Source organism: Alcanivorax sp. HI0044 (assembly GCF_001634945.1).
The window spans coordinates 26031-42792 of the sequence record NZ_LWEZ01000875.1 but is presented as its reverse complement, the minus strand read 5'-3'; the positions used below and the strand labels follow the sequence as shown (position 1 = coordinate 42792).

Genomic DNA, 16762 nt, shown 5'->3' with positions numbered 1-16762 from the left:
CTGCAGAAGCGCTACAGCTTTTCCAGGGTAACCGGCAAACCATCGGCGGGCACCGGCAGGCTGCTGGTGTCCACCGGCATTTCGTAGTCCTCCGGCACCGACCATCGATAGTTGAGCAAAACCTGGTGTAGAACCGCTTTCACTTGCAGGTCGGCAAAGTGCAGGCCGATGCACTTGTGGGCACCACCGCCAAAAGGCATCCAGGCATAGGGATGCACCTTGTCTTCGCGCCGTTCGGCACTGAACCGTTCCGGGTCGAAGCGCTCCGGGTCTGGCCAGTACTCCTCCATATAATGGGTGAAGTAGGGCACCACGTTGATAAAACTGCCGGCGGGGATAAAGAAACCCTCATATTCCACATCTTTGACTGTTTTGCGGGGGAGGGAAGGTACCGGTGAGCACAACCGCAAGGCTTCCTTCATGGCCATGCCGATACCTTCCAGCCTGGGCAGATCGTCATATTCCAGATCCCGCTTGTTCAGGGCGCGACTTTCTTCGCGTAGCCGCTCCTGCCACTCGGGATTCTTGGCGAGATAATAAAAGAGGGTGGAGAGAGTGATCGTGGTGGTGTCGTGGGCGGCCATCATCAGAAAGATCATATGGTTGATCACGTCATCGTCACTGAACCGGTCGCCGTCTTCGGTGCTGGCATGACAGAGCGCGCTGAACAGGTCCGATTCCTGGCTGGCGCGCTTGGCAGGTAATTCCTTGCGGAAAAACGCTTCCAGAATCCGTCGCCCCTTGAGGCCTTTGGACCAGCGCAACCCCGGCACACTGGTACGCACGATGGCCGTGCCGGCGCGAACGGTATCCACGAAAGCCTTGTTGATAGAATCTGCCTCCGGCCCCAGCTCATAGCCCATGAATACATCCGTGGCCAGATCCAGAGTGAGCTGCTTTACCTCCTCAAGTACCTTGAATTGATCAATACGCTCCCAATCTGCGATCCCGCTGGCGATGTGTGGCCCCATGCGGTCGAGATAGCCTTTCAGCACGTCCTTGTTAAAGGCTTGCTGCATGATCTTGCGATGCCAGCGATGCTCTTCGAAATCCAGCAACATGATACCGCGATGGAAAAAGCGACCGATAAAATAATCCCAGCCATCATGATTGGAAAACAGGTCGCCGCGGTTGAGCATGACGAACTGGTTGGCGTCGGGGCCGAGCATCTGGATCATGCGCAAGCCAAATACGCTGCTCCAGGATACCGGCCCATAGGTGTCATAGCGTTTGCGCATTAATCCAATCGGGTCGCGCATGAAAGCCAGGGTGTGGCCGATAAGGGGCAATCCCGCATCACCAGGGATTGCCTTGAGAGAGCTTGTCCGTGGCGGGGCGCAGAATGGCTGAGACATATAGAGCACCTGAAAAATAGCTGTGAACGGCGCAGGTGAAGCGCCGAAATGAAACATTGTGTTTACTTTTAGCTCGCTTGCTGGCGCTCAGCAAGGGGAAGTAAATAGATTTCGCGTCCACGTTTAATTTGGGTGTTTTTTAATCGAACCGTAACGTGCGTCTGATCGGCCACGCTTTGCCGATTTCGCTCAGCGGTTATTCACCAGGTTATCCACAGTTTCTGTGGACAGTCTGAGTAGCAGTTTATGCCCGGCACTTTGGCACTGTGAGTGGCTTGGCAGGCTGTGTATGATTCGGCAACGCCAATACTTGCTGTTTAAGGAGAACAAGGAATGCGTAGAGTGGTGTTCAATCAGAAAGGGGGCGTGGGGAAGTCCAGTATTACGGTCAATCTGGCGGCTATCAGCGCGTCGGAGGGCAAACGCACCCTGGTTGTCGATCTGGATCCACAGTGCAACGCCAGCCAGTATTTGCTGGGCATGCCCGCGTACAGTAACGGGCACGGGCCAAAACCCAACATCGGCACTTTTTTTGCTCAGACCCTGTCGTTTCGGCTGAAAGAAAAAGATCCGCGTGACTATGTGCATGCCACCCCGTTTGAGAACCTGTTTGTGTTGCCGTCCGATGGCGAGCTGGGGGAAATCGAGCATATGCTCGAGTCCAAGCACAAGATCTACAAACTGCGTGGTTTGCTGAAGGCGCTGGCGAAAGACTTTGACGAGATTTTTGTGGATACGCCGCCAGCGTATAACTTCTACACCTTGTCATCGTTGATTGCGGCTGATCGGGTGCTGATTCCCTTTGACTGCGATGCGTTTTCCCGCAAGGCGTTGTACACACTGCTGGAAAATATTCAGGAAGCCCGGGAAGACCACAATGATGACCTGCAGGTGGAAGGCATTGTGGTGAATCAATACCAGCCTCGGGCGCGGTTGCCTCAGGAGTTGGTGGCGTCTCTCGAAGAAGAGGGGTTGCCGATTCTTGCCAACAAACTCTCCAGCAGTGTAGTGATGCGCGAATCCCACGAGAAAGCGACGCCACTGGTCAATATGCAGCCACGGCACAAGCTCACCGATGAGTACCGTGCGCTGTTCAGGGAAATCAGTGCCGGTTAATCCGTTCCGGGTCGAGGCCCGGCGTCGGGCGGGGCGAATCCTTCGTTCTGCCACGGCCACCCGCTGGCTGGTCCAGGCGGTTTTTAATCGCTCGGACCGGTTCAAGGCTCGGCTCGGAGATACCTTTGCCGACCTGATCTTGCTGGCGTCATTGCTACGGGATTGGGTAACCGGGCGATACCGAACGGTTCCCTGGGGTACCTTGCTAACGATCACTGGCGCGCTGGTTTATTTTTTGATGCCGCTGGATGCTATCCCTGACCCGATTGTGGCGTTGGGTCTGCTGGATGATATTGCAGTGATATCGCGCACACTTAAGCTGACCCGCACGGATCTGGACCGCTACCAACAGTGGCGCAATGTGCAGGGTGAGGCCGGGGGAGAAAACAATGAATGACGGCTACGGGGCTGAATCACTCAAGCCTGGTTATCAGGGCAAGGGCATGATTGTTTATGAGCCTCTCTCCGTGCTCAGCCTGCGGCAACGGCTTGGCCGCCTGCGGTTTGCGTGCTACCAGTTTGGTGCTGTGCTGCTGTCGGGCTTGCTGATGGCCCTTTTCCTGTTGTTGTCCGCCGAACTGTTGCCGCAGTGGGTGGGTTGGGGCGTCGTCGCAGTGGTGTCGCTGGCGTTGCTGGTCTACCAAATTGGACTTCTGGTGCGCCGTTTGCACGATATGGAAAAAAGTGGCTGGTGGGTCATCCTGGCGTTTGTGCCGTTGGTCAATTTGCCATTCCAGCTTTATCTCTATCTTGGTGATGGCAGCAGCATGATGAACCGTTTCGGAACGCCGAACCCTCCGGTTAGCACCGTGGTTATGCTGGTGGGCGGTTTGTGTTGGTTTATCAATGTGTTAGTGCTTTTATCCATGATGGTCTTGTTGGTGTTGGGTTGGTTTCTGCCCGACCTTCTGGCGCCTTATCTCGCCCAGCTTCCTCAGGGGTGGGCGCAGCCGGTACAGCAGGCGCTTAACGCTCGATAACTATTAGTCGCAGGCTCCTATTTTTGCTACCTTTTATGCTATTGTCTTGTGATCCAGGTCCGGGGAGAGCGGACTTGGCGATATAAATAAAGCCATAACCAGTAACAACAATAATAGCGATTATTAGGGAGTAGCTATGAGAAAGCGTCTTCTGGGGTGTCTCATTGCGATGGTGTTGCTGCCAATGCAGGGATTTGCGTCAATCAGCAATGCGGAACTCGAAGATTTTGAACTGGCGTTGTGGAAAGTCCGCGCTGATTTCCACATGTTGACCGTCATGGTCGGCAGCAAAACCTATATTTCCAATCTTGATGAGGCTATTGACCAGGCTCAGTCCGGGATTGATTTGTTACGCCGTGATGCAGAAGGTAGCGAGGAGCGCTCTCTGGTTGCTGACCTTGAAAAGAGCTGGGGTATTTTCAAAGCTGCTGCAGAAAGCAACACCATGGCGGAGCAGGGGTTCACCAACTCTTACACCATCCAGGATGTGAACGAGTTGCCAGTGGAGATGTCACTGCGCATGGAATCGTTCACAGGCACCACCGACGGCAAATACGATGATATTCGCGAGCTTTCCGCTTACCTTCAGCGCATGACCTCAGAATACCTGAATATCGCTGCAGACCCGGCAGGGGGGATGGCGTCGGGCTCGGATGAAGGTCGCATTGAATTCAAGGATGCCGTGCCCGAATTTGAGCGGATGCTGGCAGCGGCGAAAAAGAACCATGCCGATGATGAAGCCATCAGCCGCGCCTTGAATCAGGTAGGCGTCAAGTGGATGTTTATTCGTGAATCCATGGTCAAGTTTTATGAAAATGCGGTGTCTTATCTGATTTATCGGTACACCAACCAGATGGTGGACACTATGAGTCAGGCAATCAGTCTGGCGTCCACGGATGTAGAAAAGCCCAGCTTCGGGCCGGTTGAATAAGGCGGAGCCAGCGTGGCTCTTTCTACTGACCCTCGCATGTGTGCGGGGGTTTTTTGATGGTGGCTTGTGTTAAGCCGCTCTTGTTTACATGAATAGGGGGAGTTTGGGGTGAATAAAGGGATTCGACATGGCCTGATTGCGACGCTGCTATTGGTGTCAACAGGGGCTCAGGCAGCAATGTCCGCCACGGAATTGGCACTGGTTCAGGCAGATGCATGGCGTGTTCGTATGGGGTTTCATCTGCTTTCGATTCGTGGGGACAACCCGGAAGATCGTGTAGCGCTGAAAGCCTTGTTGGCGGATGGCGAGCAACATGTGGATGCGCTGAAGGCGCAAGCCGCTCCCGGTGAGAAAGACACTGCAACGCAACTCAATGCGTCCTGGGAAGCACTCAGCGCACGCGCCCTGGATAATCCGCTGGCCTCACTGGGCTATGCGGATTACGGCGCCATGAGTGAAATCAATACCACCACGCTGGCGGTGGATACGCTGGCTCGAGAGGCTGATGTGGCGGGCGATGCAACCTACCTGGATATCGCTCAGTTATCCGTGGCGATGCAGCGTCTGGCTAGTGAATATGCCGCCCTGGCAGCGTTTCCCTCAGCGGGTTTGAAAACCGGCACGGGCCTGCAATCCATGGACTTTGGCGCGGAAGCCCGGGGCATCGACGAGTTGCTGGCCAGCCTGAAAGGCAAATATGCGGGGGATCAGCAGGCGAGTGATGTGCTGGCGTTTATCGATCAACGCTGGGCGTTCGTGCGCAAGTCGATTCCCGGTATGGATGACCCGAACACGCAGAAAATTCCTTATCTGTTCTACCGCTATGCCACGCAAATGGCGGAACGGGTGAGTGAGCTGGCCCAGCCATAGAGTGGGTTCATCACGGAATTGAGTGATCAGCCTGCCTCGGAGCTTGTCGCATTATCTCTCCCTGACAGCCGCTGGACGCCGGATGTCCCTGACTACGCCTCAAAAGGGATACCACAATAACGACAGCCTCTCAGGCTATGGGGTTTACGTCAGGCATCCGGCGTCGAGCTTTTGGCAAAGCGCCGGATTATTCGCTCTGATCCGCGAAGAGCCATAAAGCGGTCCGGTTTTCGGCCAGGCGGTGCGGCTACTGCGAGCGCGCTACCAGCCAGTCAGCGCTGATGCGCCAGGCGTGGGAGGGGGCTTTTGAACCTGAAAAGACCCCCGCATGGCCACCCGGCACTTCCTCGAAGCGTTTCTCTTTGCTGCCGACAAGATGCATCACATCCCGTGCTGCGCGCAGGCTGACAATGTTGTCGGTGATGCCGGCAAAGGAAAGCAGGTCCTGCTGAATGGATGAAAAATCCACACTGCGCCCGCCGATCCGGATTTTCCCTCTAGCCAGGCTGTTGGCCAGAATCATCTTCTCGATCACCTCACGGACCACCGCACCGGGATAATCCACCATATCGTTGAACCACTGGCCCATGGTCATGTACTCAGTCACGTATTCACGGTCACCAAGATTACGGATCAGATCCATGTAGGCCTGGACCACGCCGGGGGGATTGGTCATCTTGAATCCCAGCGTCAGCAGGTTGGCGGGAATGTGAAATAGCTTGTCGCTGAGCGGCTCCAGACGAATTTGGAACCAGTCGTGGATCTGCATGGCGGGAATGGCGGCCAGGCCCAGCGCCTTGCCGAACGGTCCACTCTTGTGAAAATTCACCGGGCTGGCAATGGTGATCAGGCTGCGGACAGGTGCGTCATGGTGGCCGCCCAGATACATCAGGCAAAGCAGCCCGCCCATGCAGTAGCCCATCATGTTGATGGTTTCGGTTTCCGCATGGGCCTTTACGGCATCCACCGCAGAGGGAAGCCACCGGTTTACATAGGTGTCCAGGTCCAGGCTGCGATTGGCGTTGGACGGTTTCCCCCAGTCCACCAGATATACATCGTAGCCGCGGGCCATCAGGTAAAGGACCATGGAGCGGTTGGGCATCAAGTCGTAGGTCCAACAATGAATGCCCAGCGCAGGCACCAGCAGCAGGGGGATGCGGTGCTTGTCGGCGGAAACCGGCAGGACGTCATCGTTAAGCGGGACTTCGGTCACCGGTGGCAGGCTGTAATGGCGTACAGCCATGATGCCATCACGATAAATTTCATCCCACGGGCATTTATCCACCTGGATAAAGCGTTGCGGGTGGCGCCTGCGTTCAACAATGTGGCCAACGGCCCGCAGGCTGTTCTTTAATCGTGATGTAGCCATTCAAAACGACTCCTGAAATGGGCGGAGAAGCCTAGGGAACCTCTGAATAACTCCTTGCGTACTCAGCGTGACCTGAAGCGTGCAGCTGTTGCGCCTTGTCTCGACAGACAGGGTGGTTCCCTTTCTTAGAGAAAAGGCGCAGCAGATGTGCGCTTCAGGCCGCGCCCTCCGGGTCTTTCAGGCTGGCCCGCACTCGTTGTTGCGCTTTTTCGACAGGCAACCAGCATGCCATCAAAATCGCGCCTAGATTGCGAGCCAGTCTGAAAGACTGAGCATGCAAGGAGTTATTCAAAGGTTCCCTAGCAGAGAGCAAGGCCGTTTCTATGGTAAAACGGTAACACTTGCAGATTAGCCGCCAGCGGTTAATCTTGCCCCGGATATCAGCTGGAGACATTGGCCGCCGTGACAGAAAAAACACTTCCGTATACACGCCAGGACATATGCAATCGCTTCCTGGATTCCGTCCGCCACTCTGTTGTGCTTGGGCTTGAGGTTGTCAGCGCTACTGAAGAGTGCGTCCGGGTCCGAATGCCCTGGCGAGACGATCTGGTCGGTAACCCGGAGACCGGAGTCATGCACGGTGGGGCCATTTTCGCGATGATGGACCAGGCTGGGGGCATGGCAATCACTTGCCGAACTTTCCCCACGTTCGAGATTACTCCGACCATCGATTTTCGCGTGGATCATCTGCGTAGCCCGGGGAAAGGGCGGGCTGTGGTGTGTGAGGCCCGCTGCTATCGGCTCACCACCCACGTGGCCTTTGTCAGTGTCACCACCTGGGAAGAAGAGGGGGACGAGGAGCCCATTGCCACCGGGTTGGCAACCTATACGCGGTTAAAAATTGACAAGGCAGGCACGGTGGTGGGCCAATGAAAGCACTGAAAACGCTGATCGAAGAATGCCGTAGCGGCAAGGCAGACTATCAGGCCCTGATCGACCGGGTACCGTATGCCCGGTTCCTGGGCATTCAGGTGATTGCCCAGGGGGACGAGCTGACTTTTGTGCTGCCCAAGCACGACAATGTGGTCGGCAACCCGACCTTGCCAGCGCTGCACGGCGGGGCGGTGGCCGGTTTTATGGAGCAGGCGGCGATCATCTTCATCCTGCTGCAAATGGGCGAGCCCAAAGTGCCGAAAACCATCGATTTCACTATCGATTATCTGCGCGCGGGGCTGTTCCGCGACACCTACGCCGAATGCAGCGTGACTCGTCTGGGCCGGCGTATCGCCAACGTGCGCATCAGTGCCTGGCAAAAAAACCGCCAGGAGCCGATTACCATTGCCCGAGCTCACTTTCTGCTTTCTGACGATGGCAGCACCGATTAAGCGGATCTTGATCCATTGTGTTTAGGCGCCACGGACGGCGTTAATTGTCATATCACGACATTGCTCCCTTCCCGGCATCCGCCTAGCGTTGAGTCATGACTTAGCGCTACCAGGGATGCCCCATGAAAATAACTAAAGTCAGCACGCCGCCTGCCCATGTCAGTATCTATGAAAACTGGGATGGCCCAGGTCATGAGGATATTGAAGACAAACTGACCACACAGCACGTTGAAGATGTGGTGGAAATATTCCAGACCCCGCTTACCGGGCATTACAACTGGGACTACTCCTCCGCCGACGGGCGGATCCGCAAATTGTACAAATTGGGAAAAGAGCTCAACTGGAATGCGGATATGGATGTGGATTGGTCGCAGGATTTCCCCAAATCCGAGGTGCCACTGGATCAGTCCTTCAATCCCTTTAACGGCTGGTCCACCTTTGAGTCGCTCAGCGATGAGGAAAAGCTCCGTTTCGGCTGGCACAACCTGGCCTGGATGCTGGCCCAGTTTGTACACGGGGAGCAGGGGGCATTGCTGGTGGCGTCCCAATTGGCCAGTTGCGCACCCACCTACGACGCCAAACTCTACGCGGCCAGCCAGACCTTTGATGAAGCGCGCCATGTGGAGGTTTTCACCCGTTACCTGCAGGAAAAGATCGGCATTCTTTACCCGGTGAACCCCAACCTGAAATCCTTGCTGGACAAAATCCTGTCTGATCCGCGCTGGGATCTGAAGTTTATTGGCATGCAGATCATCATCGAAGGGCTGGCGCTGGCCGCGTTTAATACCCTGAAACTGACCGCCCAAGACCCCCTGCTGAAGCAGATTATTCACCTGGTTATTCGCGATGAAGCAAGGCACGTTACCTTTGGTGTCAATTACTTGGAGGACTTTGTTGAGACTCTGTCTGAAGAGGAGAAAGAGGAGCGCGCCCACTTCGCCTTCGAGGCCTGCGTGGTCATGCGGGAGCGCCTAATCAGCACGGAAGTGTTCGAGCACTTTGGCTGGGATGTGAACGAAGCCCGAGAGCAGGTTTTGTCATCCTCCATCATGGCGCAATTCCGCAATCTGCTGTTTACCCGGATCATGCCTAACCTCAAACGCATTGGTCTGCTCACCGATTCCGTGAGACCACGGTTTGAGGAGCTGGGCATCCTGCAGTTTGAAAACCTGGTGGACGATGGGCAGATCGATTGGGCAGAGCTTTCCAAGCCTCTTTACGACGAGGCGTCCTGAACCGATTCGATGATCAATGCATCAGCCACCGGCCGGGCCAATGCCCGGCCGGTGGCGTTATAGGCCTGGCGCATGGCCAAGCGGCCCTGTTCCAGCTTGCCGGGGCCGGAGCGGACCAGGCCGTCAATGGCAAGGGTGACCAGATTCGGGCGCGAGGGGTGATGCAGCGCCATGCTGTTACGGCCACGCCAGGGAGAGCGGGACTGCAAATGGTGATAAAGTACCCGCTCTCCGGGGAAGGTGGCAGCCAGCCCGTGGCGGTCGGCAATGCCGCCGTCCCAATAGTAGCGCCCGCCAATCCGGGCGGGTTGAAAGAGCAGGGGCACGGCACAGGACGCGTATACCGCTTCCACCAGATCCCCCTGTTGCAACACCTGCGTGCGCCGGCTTTTTCCCTGCCAGGCGGATACCGCCAGCGGGGTTCGGGACTCTTCCACGCGCTGAGTGGGTAGCAGGCCCGCCAGCATCCGTCGAAAAGCCTGACCGGATAACAAACCCAGCCCGGGGGATGGGTCCCAGAAGTGTGACCGATCCAGGCTAAGCAGTGTGTCTTCGATGGCATTGATGCTAGCGCCGGAGGCTATGCAAGCCGCCACCAGAGCGCCAGCGCTGGAACCACAGAAACGGGCGGGCGACAGGCCATGGTCAAGCAGGGCACGCAGCGTGCCGAAATGGGCAAAAAAGCCGAAAAACCCGGATGACATGGCGAGGGTGAACGACGCCTCTGCCAGCCAATCCGCCAGTAACGCCTGATGAGATGCGCCCCCTGGCGGTGCGTGATCCGCTACCCCTTGAACCGGAATATGTAATGCCACAGCTTGACCCTTCCACCAAAATCGCCGGCAAGACTATCTCGCGAGCCTTCAGTCACACAATGTTGTTGGCGGCAGTAGCGGTAACCGCACTGGGCCAGACCCTGGTTTTTACCCTGCTGCCATCACTGGGGCGCGCCACCGGCATGACGGAAATGCAGGTGGGGCTGATCATCAGTTGCTCGTCACTGGTGTTTGCTTTGGCAAGCCCGGTGTGGGGCACCTTGAGTGAGTCGCTGGGCCGCAAACGAGTGATGGTAATCGGTCTATCCGGTTATTCGCTGGGTACGCTGTCGTTTGCGGTGGTGTTTGATCTGGGACTTCGCGGTGCCCTGGTGGGAGTCGGTCTGGTGGCGGCTCTGGTCCTGAGCCGCATGCTGCAGGCCGCCATCATGGCGGCAACTCCGGCGGCGGCCGCTGCGTATACCGCTGACATCACCACCCCGGAGCAACGCACCCAGGGGATGGGCCGCATCGGTGCTGCCAACAATATCGGCACCGTCGTGGGGCCGGTGTCCGGCGGCATGCTCGCTGCCGTTGCGTTGGTGTTCCCGCTTTATGGGGTGGCGGCACTGACCGCGCTAATGGCGATCAGCGTGGCCTTGTGGCTGCCGCCGTCGCCGCACCAGCCAACCGCGCGCACCGTACCGCTGCGTTCCGTTTTGCGCCATGGATTGGCCGCCTATGCGGACCCGCGCTTGCGCGATCTGCTGTTGACCGGAGTCATGCTGTTTATGAGCTTTGCCCTGATTCAGCAAACCCTGGGTTTTCTGTTTCAGGATCAGTTCCAGATGAGCCCGACCGAAGCGGCAAGGGCGCTGGGGCTGACCATGATGATGGCGGCGCTGACGTCGCTGTCAGGGCAGCTGATCGTGGTGCAATGGCTGAAGGCGCCCGCAACCCTGCTGATCGCCCTGGCCGTGCCCAGCATCGGCGCGGGTGCCGTTATTCTCTGGTTGGCCAATACGGAGGCCTGGATGAGTGGGGCGGTGCTGCTGGTCGGGCTGGGCCTGGGGTTTGGCATGCCTGCGGTCATGTCCCTGGCCAGCCTGAGGGTGCCCACGCAAGAGCAGGGCCGGGTGGCTGGCCTGGCCAGCGCCTGTCCGGCGCTGGGGTTTATTGTCGGGCCACTGGTTGGGACCGGCCTGTACACGCTGGATCAGCGTTGGCCTTATCTGCTGGTGATCGCGTTGCTGTTGCCCATGTCGATGCTGGCCTGGCGGCTTGCCCGCAAGGCTTGAGACGTTCAGGCTTGCACCTGTAACGACTGCCACAGGTGCGCCGCCACCAGTGCCCGCCATGGAGTGAATTCGGCCAGCCAATCCCGGGTGGCCTTCGCTGCTGGGCGCTCATTCCAGGCCAGCAACTGTTGCAGCGCTTTCTGCACCGCCACATCCCCGTGCAGGCTGCCATCCAGGTAGCCATATCCCCGTAGCAGCGTGTAATTCACACTCCATGGCCCCAGGCCGCGAATACGCAGCAAGGCGCGCTCCAGGTTTAGTGCGTCAGCGTTTGAGTGCAATGCGTCGGGAAGCAGGCAGTGATCACAGCAGCGCTGCGACACCGTCAACAGTGTCTGCGCCTTGCTGGCTGAAAATCCGACACTACGCAGCGCGTTGCTATCCAGCTGGCTCACCGCAACGGCATCGGGGTAGCAGTGCAGGCCATTGATCACTTCTTGACCTGCCAGCTGAATAAACCGTCGACGAATGGCAGTAGCAGCGCTGACGCTGATCTGTTGTCCGATAATGGCCCAGCTCAAAGCCTCGAACGGGGTCGCCGATTGCGGGACACGCAGGCCCCGCTGTTGCTGCACCAGGTGGCCGAGTGCGGTCGGCTCCGCCATCGCCTTCTCGAAGGCCTCTACCGGTTGGTCCAGGCCCAGCATGGCGCGAGTGTGTCGGGATAATGCCGTGCGGGTGAGCGACTTGGCCGTGGCGCGGACCTGGCCAGGCTGGCTGAAGTCCAGGGTGAGCACGCAGGGGCGACCGTCGATGGTAGCGGCCTTGTGGAGTACATGGCCTTCCACCCGCTCGGAAATGGCGTGCCGATCACGGCCATGGAAATCAAGAAAGGCAGGCACACCAAAGCGTGCGGGTAGCGCGAGCGAAAGGCTGCTCACGCCTGTTCTTGTCCTTGTTCGCGGCCGAGCAGGGCGGCCTTGCGCTCAACCCCCCAGCGGTAACCGGACAGGCCGCCATCGGCGCGCACAATACGGTGGCAGGGCACCAGCACCGCCAGCCGGTTACTGGCGCATGCCCGCGCCACGGCGCGGGCCGCGGTGGGCCGGCCAAGCTTTTCTGCCAGTGCCTGGTAGGAGAGGGTTTGCCCTGCCGGAATCGATCTCAGCATCGCCCAAACCTGCTCCTGAAAGGCGGTGCCCCGGATATCCAGGGGCAGGGCATCCGGCATCGAAGCCTGTGTGCCGAGAGGCTGGTCGATCAGCGTAATCACCATGGCAACACGCTGATCGAATGCATTATTGCCGGGTAATATCTCTGCACCGCTAAATTCCTGTTGGAAATCTCGCAGCAGGGCATCCGGGTCATCGCCCATGGCGACGGCACAGATTCCATTTTTGCTTTCGGCCACCAGCACGGCGCCCAGCGAGCTGTCCGCAATGGCGACACGCAACGCCAGGCCTTTACCGGCTTTGCGGTACTGCCCCGGTTTCATGCCCAGTGTTTGCCCGGAGGAGCTATGGAGATGGCTGCTGGAATCAAAACCCGCGTGATGGGCGGCGTGGGTCAGCGGCTGGTCGTCACGCAGTTGTTGGCGAACTCGGCGGCGGCGGACCGCAACACCATATTGATGCGGGGAGATTCCGGTGATGGCCTTGAACTGGCGTTGCAAATGGAAGGGAGTCCAGCCGGATTGCGCGGATAATTCTGCCAGTGTGGGTTTGCGCTCCGCCATGTCGATGGCGCGGCACAGGGCAATCACCGTGGTCGTGGCGGGCGACGGGGCGTTCCCCAGCGGATGACAGCGACGGCAAGGGCGATAACCGTCTTGCAAGGCGGCCTTGTCGTTATCGAAAAGGCGAATGTTTTCAGTGCGTGGGCGGCGCGATGGGCACGTGGGCAGGCAGAAAATACCGGTTGTGACGACCCCATACACAAAGGGATCACCAGGAATGCACCGATGTTCATTGATGGCGCGTTGCCGTTGCTGGTCTGCATTCATGGTTGTGCGTTGGCCTGTTCGCATGGGTCCTGTCCCGTAGTTCTGAAAGGAAGTATGAAGGGAAATGAAGCTGACGGGGAGCATGGAGGAGGGACGACAAACGCACATTCGAAATATTGCGGTTGTATTGGAAAAAGCACAGGTGCTGAAAATAGAGGGGAGGACGTAAAACAATGGCGGCGAGCCTGGCCCGCCGCCATGCGGGAATCACTACGGTGCTTACTTGGTGTAAGGCAGCAGTGTCAGTTCCACGCGACGGTTCTGTTCCCGTCCGCTGGCCGTGTTGTTGCTGGCAATGGGTTGGGTTTCACCAAAGCCCACGGTGTCCAGACGAACCTGTTCAACCCCGAAGCCAGACAGCTTGTTGGATACCGCCTGGGCCCGTTGCTGGGACAGCAGCAGGTTGTAGCGATCGCCGCCAGTGCTGTCTGTGTGTCCGGCCACCTGGATCATGGTGGATTTGTATTCGTTAAGCACTTCGGCTACTGCATCCAGCACCGGATCGAAAGAGGATTTAACGTTGGTGCTGTCGGTGGCAAAGGTCAGGTTGCCCGGCATGTTGAGAATGATGTTTTCGCCATCACGGGTAACGGAAACCCCGGCACCTTCGAGTTTCTGACGCAGCTTGGCTTCCTGAACGTCCATGTAATAGCCCACACCACCACCGGTAATCGCACCGATGCCGGCCCCGGCCAGAGCGCGTTCTTTACGCTCTTTGGCGCTGTCGGACGTGGCGATACCGATCAAGGCGCCGGCGACCGCACCAATTGCCGCACCGGATGTGGCTTTGGAGGTTTGTTTTTCACCCGTGTAGGGGTTAACTGTGCTGCAGCCCGTAACGGCAATCGCACTCGCCAGCGCAAGTGACCCGGCAAATCGTTTCATGAAAGCTCCTTGGGATTCGATAACATATTGGTTTTTTTACTGGTTTAGGCCTGAATGAACCATAGCGGTAGTGTAAAAGCTGGTAAAGTGCCGACGTCACGACTGCACCCAATTTGATCAAATCGTTACAGGATATCGCTTGGCTATTCAGGATTTTTCACCGCCATCGTTGGCGACAATGGACCGGTTGCTGGCTGTGTCCCGGCGCTATTTCGCTCCCCGGCTATTTGGTGCCGATAATGTGGACCCACAGCGCCCGGCGCTGTTTGTGGGTAATCATGGCCTGTACGGCCTGATTGATTCCCCGCTTTTCGTGCTGGAGTTGTACCGGGAAACCGGCGTTTTCCCCAGAGCCCTTGGAGATCGGTTGCATTTCCGCGTGCCGGGCTGGGGGCCATTGCTCAAACGCTGGGGGGCGGTGGAAGGCAACCCCGACAATTGCACGCAACTGATGCAGGCCCGGCAGCCGGTACTGGTCTTTCCCGGTGGAGCGCGGGAGGTGGCCATGCGCAAGGATGAAGTGCACAAGCTGGTGTGGAAGAAACGCACCGGGTTTGCGCGCATGGCCATCGAACACGGTTACGACATTATCCCGTTTGCCTCTGCAGGCTGCGACGAAGCCTACCGCGTGCTGATCGACGGTAACGATTTTCAGCAATCCTGGCTCGGCCGCACTTTGCTGAAGCGCCCACGGCTCGACAAGCTGTTACGCGGTGGCGACATGTTCATGCCATTGAGTCGGGGCGTGGGACCCACCCTGATTCCCAAGCCGGAGCCCCTCTGGTTCCAGATCGGGGCACCAATCTCAACCGCTCCCTGGGCCGGCAAACAGGGCGAGACGGACGCCTGCTGGGCGGTGCGTGAAACCGTCGCGGCGTCGATTCACGGTATGCTCGAGTCCCTGAATCAGGAGCGCGCAGCCGCACGTCAGCAAGGCTGGCGCCGTTGGTTGCTGTAACCCGTCCGCAGCCTTGGCTTTGCACGTAACGCCCAAATCACGCCTTTGTCACAAATAGTCCATCCAGTGTCCTGCCACGCCAGTGAAAGCGCGGCGTGTCAGGGCTACTATGAGTGAAAATAAGGAGTGTATGCATGCGACGCTGGAATGGCTGGGGTGACAGCAATAATCACTATCCGTTGAAACCGTCCGGGTTGGCCTTTATTCAGGCGCGCCTGGGCCGTGCCGAACCGCTACCCGACGCGGAAATGGCGGCAGTGATTGCCCAAGTGCCGGCGTCCCGGCTACCGGAACACCCAGGGGTCAAGACCGATGCGGAAACCCGGCTGCGTCACGCGCGCGGGCAAAGCCTGCCCGACTGGCTGGCCATGCGCTCCGGTGAGTTCGAGCGATTCCCGGATGGGGTTGCCTCGCCTTCCAGCAGCGAAGAAGTTCGCGCACTGCTCGATTGGGCGTTGGCCCAGGGCATTACCGTGATTCCCTATGGCGGTGGCACGTCCGTGGCAGGACATATCAATCCCCCTGAGGGCGATGCACCGGTTCTGACCTTGAGCCTGGCGGCCATGGACCAGCTGATGGATCTGGATACGCAAAGCCAGATCGCCACGTTTGGCGCTGGCACACCCGGCCCCAAGGTGGAGCAACAGCTCCGTGAGCGGGGCTACATGCTGGGGCACTTTCCCCAATCCTGGGAGCTTTCTACCATTGGCGGCTGGGTGGCAAGCCGCTCCAGTGGCCAGCAATCCATGCGTTATGGCCGCATTGAGCAGATGTTTGCCGGTGGTCGAGTGGAAACGCCCAAAGGTACATTGACGATTCCTACCATTCCGGCCTCATCAGCCGGGCCTGACCTGCGGGAAATTATCCTCGGCTCGGAAGGGCGCATGGGGGTGATCACCGAAGTCAAAGTACGGGTCACGCCGTTGCCGGAAACGGAAACGTTTCAGGTGGCGTTCGCCCCGGATTGGGATACCGGCAAAGAGCTGGTGCGGCAGATGACCCAGGCGAAGATACCGCTTTCCATGCTGCGTCTGTCCAATGCGGAAGAAACCCGCACGCACCTGATGTTGGCCGGCCACGAAAAGCTGGTCGGTATTTTGCATCGTTACCTGAATGTGCGTGGCTGTGGTGACGGCAAGTGCATGATTACCTTCGGTGTCACCGGCGACAAGGCGCAGGCGCGCCATGTGCTCGGCCAGGCTCGCAAGCGGATCCGTCAGGCTGGTGGCGTCATGGTGGGTACCCTGCTGGGGAAAAAGTGGGAAGAGTCCCGTTTCCGCTCACCGTACCTGCGCCACGGGCTGTGGGAACACGGCTATGTGGTCGATACCTTTGAAACCGCCGTGGACTGGAATCGGGTGACCCCGGCCATGGTGGCCATGGAACAGGCGGTACGTGACAACGCCGGTGACGGCGAGCAGGTGCATGTTTTTACGCACCTGTCACATTTGTACTCGCAGGGTTCCAGTATTTATACCACTTACGTGTTTCGCTGCGCGGACAGTTACCAAGCCACGCTGGATCGCTGGCGGGTGCTGAAGCAGGCAGCCAGTGAGGCCATTGTGGCGAACGGTGGCACCATCAGTCACCAGCATGGCGTAGGCCGTGACCACGCGCCCTGGTTGCACCACGAAAAAGGCGAGCAGGGAATGGCGGTGCTGAACCGGCTGGTCGATCACTTCGACCCCCTGCATCGCCTGAATCCTGGCTGCTTGATCGACGATTGATACCGGCGCGATTCGC

The 16762-nt window shown here is 58.2% G+C and carries 17 protein-coding genes; 11 read left to right on the top strand and 6 right to left on the bottom strand.

Features of this window, described 5'->3' with window-relative positions:
* Window positions 1-11: 11 nt before the first annotated feature.
* Window positions 12-1355, bottom strand: coding sequence for a cytochrome P450 (locus tag A3730_RS10440; RefSeq protein WP_063520314.1), 1344 nt, complete (start codon window positions 1353-1355; stop codon window positions 12-14).
* Window positions 1356-1688: 333 nt separating this feature from the next.
* On the opposite strand from A3730_RS10440, the gene A3730_RS10435 reads away from it, so the two are divergent.
* The 5 genes from A3730_RS10435 to A3730_RS10415 all read left to right on the top strand — a co-directional run bounded on the left by A3730_RS10435 (window position 1689) and on the right by A3730_RS10415 (window position 5252).
* The gene (locus A3730_RS10435; RefSeq protein WP_039925960.1) at window positions 1689-2471 is read left to right on the top strand and encodes a ParA family protein; all 783 of its coding nucleotides are present in this window, start codon (window positions 1689-1691) and stop codon (window positions 2469-2471) included.
* Window positions 2461-2868, top strand: coding sequence for a YkvA family protein (locus tag A3730_RS10430; protein WP_063520313.1), 408 nt, complete (start codon window positions 2461-2463; stop codon window positions 2866-2868). The genes A3730_RS10435 and A3730_RS10430 overlap by 11 nt, the downstream gene beginning before the upstream one ends.
* On the top strand, window positions 2861-3451 hold the full coding sequence (locus A3730_RS10425; protein WP_063538031.1) for a DUF805 domain-containing protein: 591 nt from the start codon (window positions 2861-2863) through the stop codon (window positions 3449-3451). The genes A3730_RS10430 and A3730_RS10425 overlap by 8 nt, the downstream gene beginning before the upstream one ends.
* Before the next feature lie 136 nt (window positions 3452-3587).
* The gene (locus A3730_RS10420) at window positions 3588-4382 is read left to right on the top strand and encodes a hypothetical protein (RefSeq protein ID WP_063521197.1); all 795 of its coding nucleotides are present in this window, start codon (window positions 3588-3590) and stop codon (window positions 4380-4382) included.
* 108 nt (window positions 4383-4490) lie between these two features.
* On the top strand, window positions 4491-5252 hold the full coding sequence (locus tag A3730_RS10415) for a hypothetical protein (protein ID WP_063521198.1): 762 nt from the start codon (window positions 4491-4493) through the stop codon (window positions 5250-5252).
* A gap of 247 nt (window positions 5253-5499) precedes the next feature.
* Here A3730_RS10415 and A3730_RS10410 read toward each other — a convergent pair whose 3' ends face one another.
* Window positions 5500-6621: an alpha/beta fold hydrolase gene (locus tag A3730_RS10410; RefSeq protein WP_063521199.1), complete on the bottom strand. Its 1122-nt coding sequence runs from the start codon at window positions 6619-6621 to the stop codon at window positions 5500-5502.
* Between the two features lie 402 nt (window positions 6622-7023).
* On the opposite strand from A3730_RS10410, the gene A3730_RS10400 reads away from it, so the two are divergent.
* From A3730_RS10400 to A3730_RS10390, 3 genes are all read left to right on the top strand, one after another.
* The gene (locus A3730_RS10400; protein ID WP_363969984.1) at window positions 7024-7494 is read left to right on the top strand and encodes a PaaI family thioesterase; all 471 of its coding nucleotides are present in this window, start codon (window positions 7024-7026) and stop codon (window positions 7492-7494) included.
* On the top strand, window positions 7491-7946 hold the full coding sequence (locus A3730_RS10395) for a PaaI family thioesterase (RefSeq protein WP_063521202.1): 456 nt from the start codon (window positions 7491-7493) through the stop codon (window positions 7944-7946). Before A3730_RS10400 ends, A3730_RS10395 begins: the two co-directional genes overlap by 4 nt.
* Before the next feature lie 122 nt (window positions 7947-8068).
* Window positions 8069-9181 carry a ferritin-like domain-containing protein gene (locus tag A3730_RS10390; protein WP_063521203.1) on the top strand — a complete coding sequence of 371 codons (1113 nt, stop codon included), beginning with the start codon at window positions 8069-8071 and terminating at the stop codon, window positions 9179-9181.
* On the opposite strand, the gene A3730_RS10385 is transcribed toward A3730_RS10390, so the two are convergent.
* On the bottom strand, window positions 9163-9996 hold the full coding sequence (locus A3730_RS10385; protein WP_082872333.1) for a patatin-like phospholipase family protein: 834 nt from the start codon (window positions 9994-9996) through the stop codon (window positions 9163-9165). The genes A3730_RS10390 and A3730_RS10385 overlap by 19 nt on opposite strands.
* Between A3730_RS10385 and A3730_RS10380 the strand changes: the two genes are divergently transcribed.
* Window positions 9990-11234 carry an MFS transporter gene (locus A3730_RS10380; protein ID WP_231880720.1) on the top strand — a complete coding sequence of 415 codons (1245 nt, stop codon included), beginning with the start codon at window positions 9990-9992 and terminating at the stop codon, window positions 11232-11234. The two genes, A3730_RS10385 and A3730_RS10380, sit on opposite strands and share 7 nt — an antisense overlap.
* 5 nt (window positions 11235-11239) lie before the next feature.
* On the opposite strand, the gene A3730_RS10375 is transcribed toward A3730_RS10380, so the two are convergent.
* The 3 genes from A3730_RS10375 to A3730_RS10365 all read right to left on the bottom strand — a co-directional run bounded on the left by A3730_RS10375 (window position 11240) and on the right by A3730_RS10365 (window position 14061).
* Window positions 11240-12115 (bottom strand): DNA-3-methyladenine glycosylase, encoded by an 876-nt coding sequence (locus A3730_RS10375; RefSeq protein WP_063521204.1) that lies wholly within the window; start codon window positions 12113-12115, stop codon window positions 11240-11242.
* Complete coding sequence (gene ada / locus A3730_RS10370; RefSeq protein ID WP_231883921.1) at window positions 12112-13200, bottom strand: bifunctional DNA-binding transcriptional regulator/O6-methylguanine-DNA methyltransferase Ada; 1089 nt, start codon at window positions 13198-13200, stop codon at window positions 12112-12114. The genes A3730_RS10375 and ada overlap by 4 nt, the downstream gene beginning before the upstream one ends.
* Window positions 13201-13395: 195 nt before the next feature.
* Window positions 13396-14061, bottom strand: coding sequence for an OmpA family protein (locus A3730_RS10365; protein ID WP_063520144.1), 666 nt, complete (start codon window positions 14059-14061; stop codon window positions 13396-13398).
* A 139-nt stretch (window positions 14062-14200) separates the two neighbouring features.
* On the opposite strand from A3730_RS10365, the gene A3730_RS10360 reads away from it, so the two are divergent.
* Together A3730_RS10360 and A3730_RS10355 are read left to right on the top strand one after the other, a co-directional pair.
* The gene (locus A3730_RS10360; protein ID WP_082872332.1) at window positions 14201-15019 is read left to right on the top strand and encodes a lysophospholipid acyltransferase family protein; all 819 of its coding nucleotides are present in this window, start codon (window positions 14201-14203) and stop codon (window positions 15017-15019) included.
* A gap of 134 nt (window positions 15020-15153) precedes the next feature.
* Window positions 15154-16746 (top strand): FAD-binding oxidoreductase, encoded by a 1593-nt coding sequence (locus A3730_RS10355; RefSeq protein ID WP_063520146.1) that lies wholly within the window; start codon window positions 15154-15156, stop codon window positions 16744-16746.
* Window positions 16747-16762: the final 16 nt, after the last annotated feature.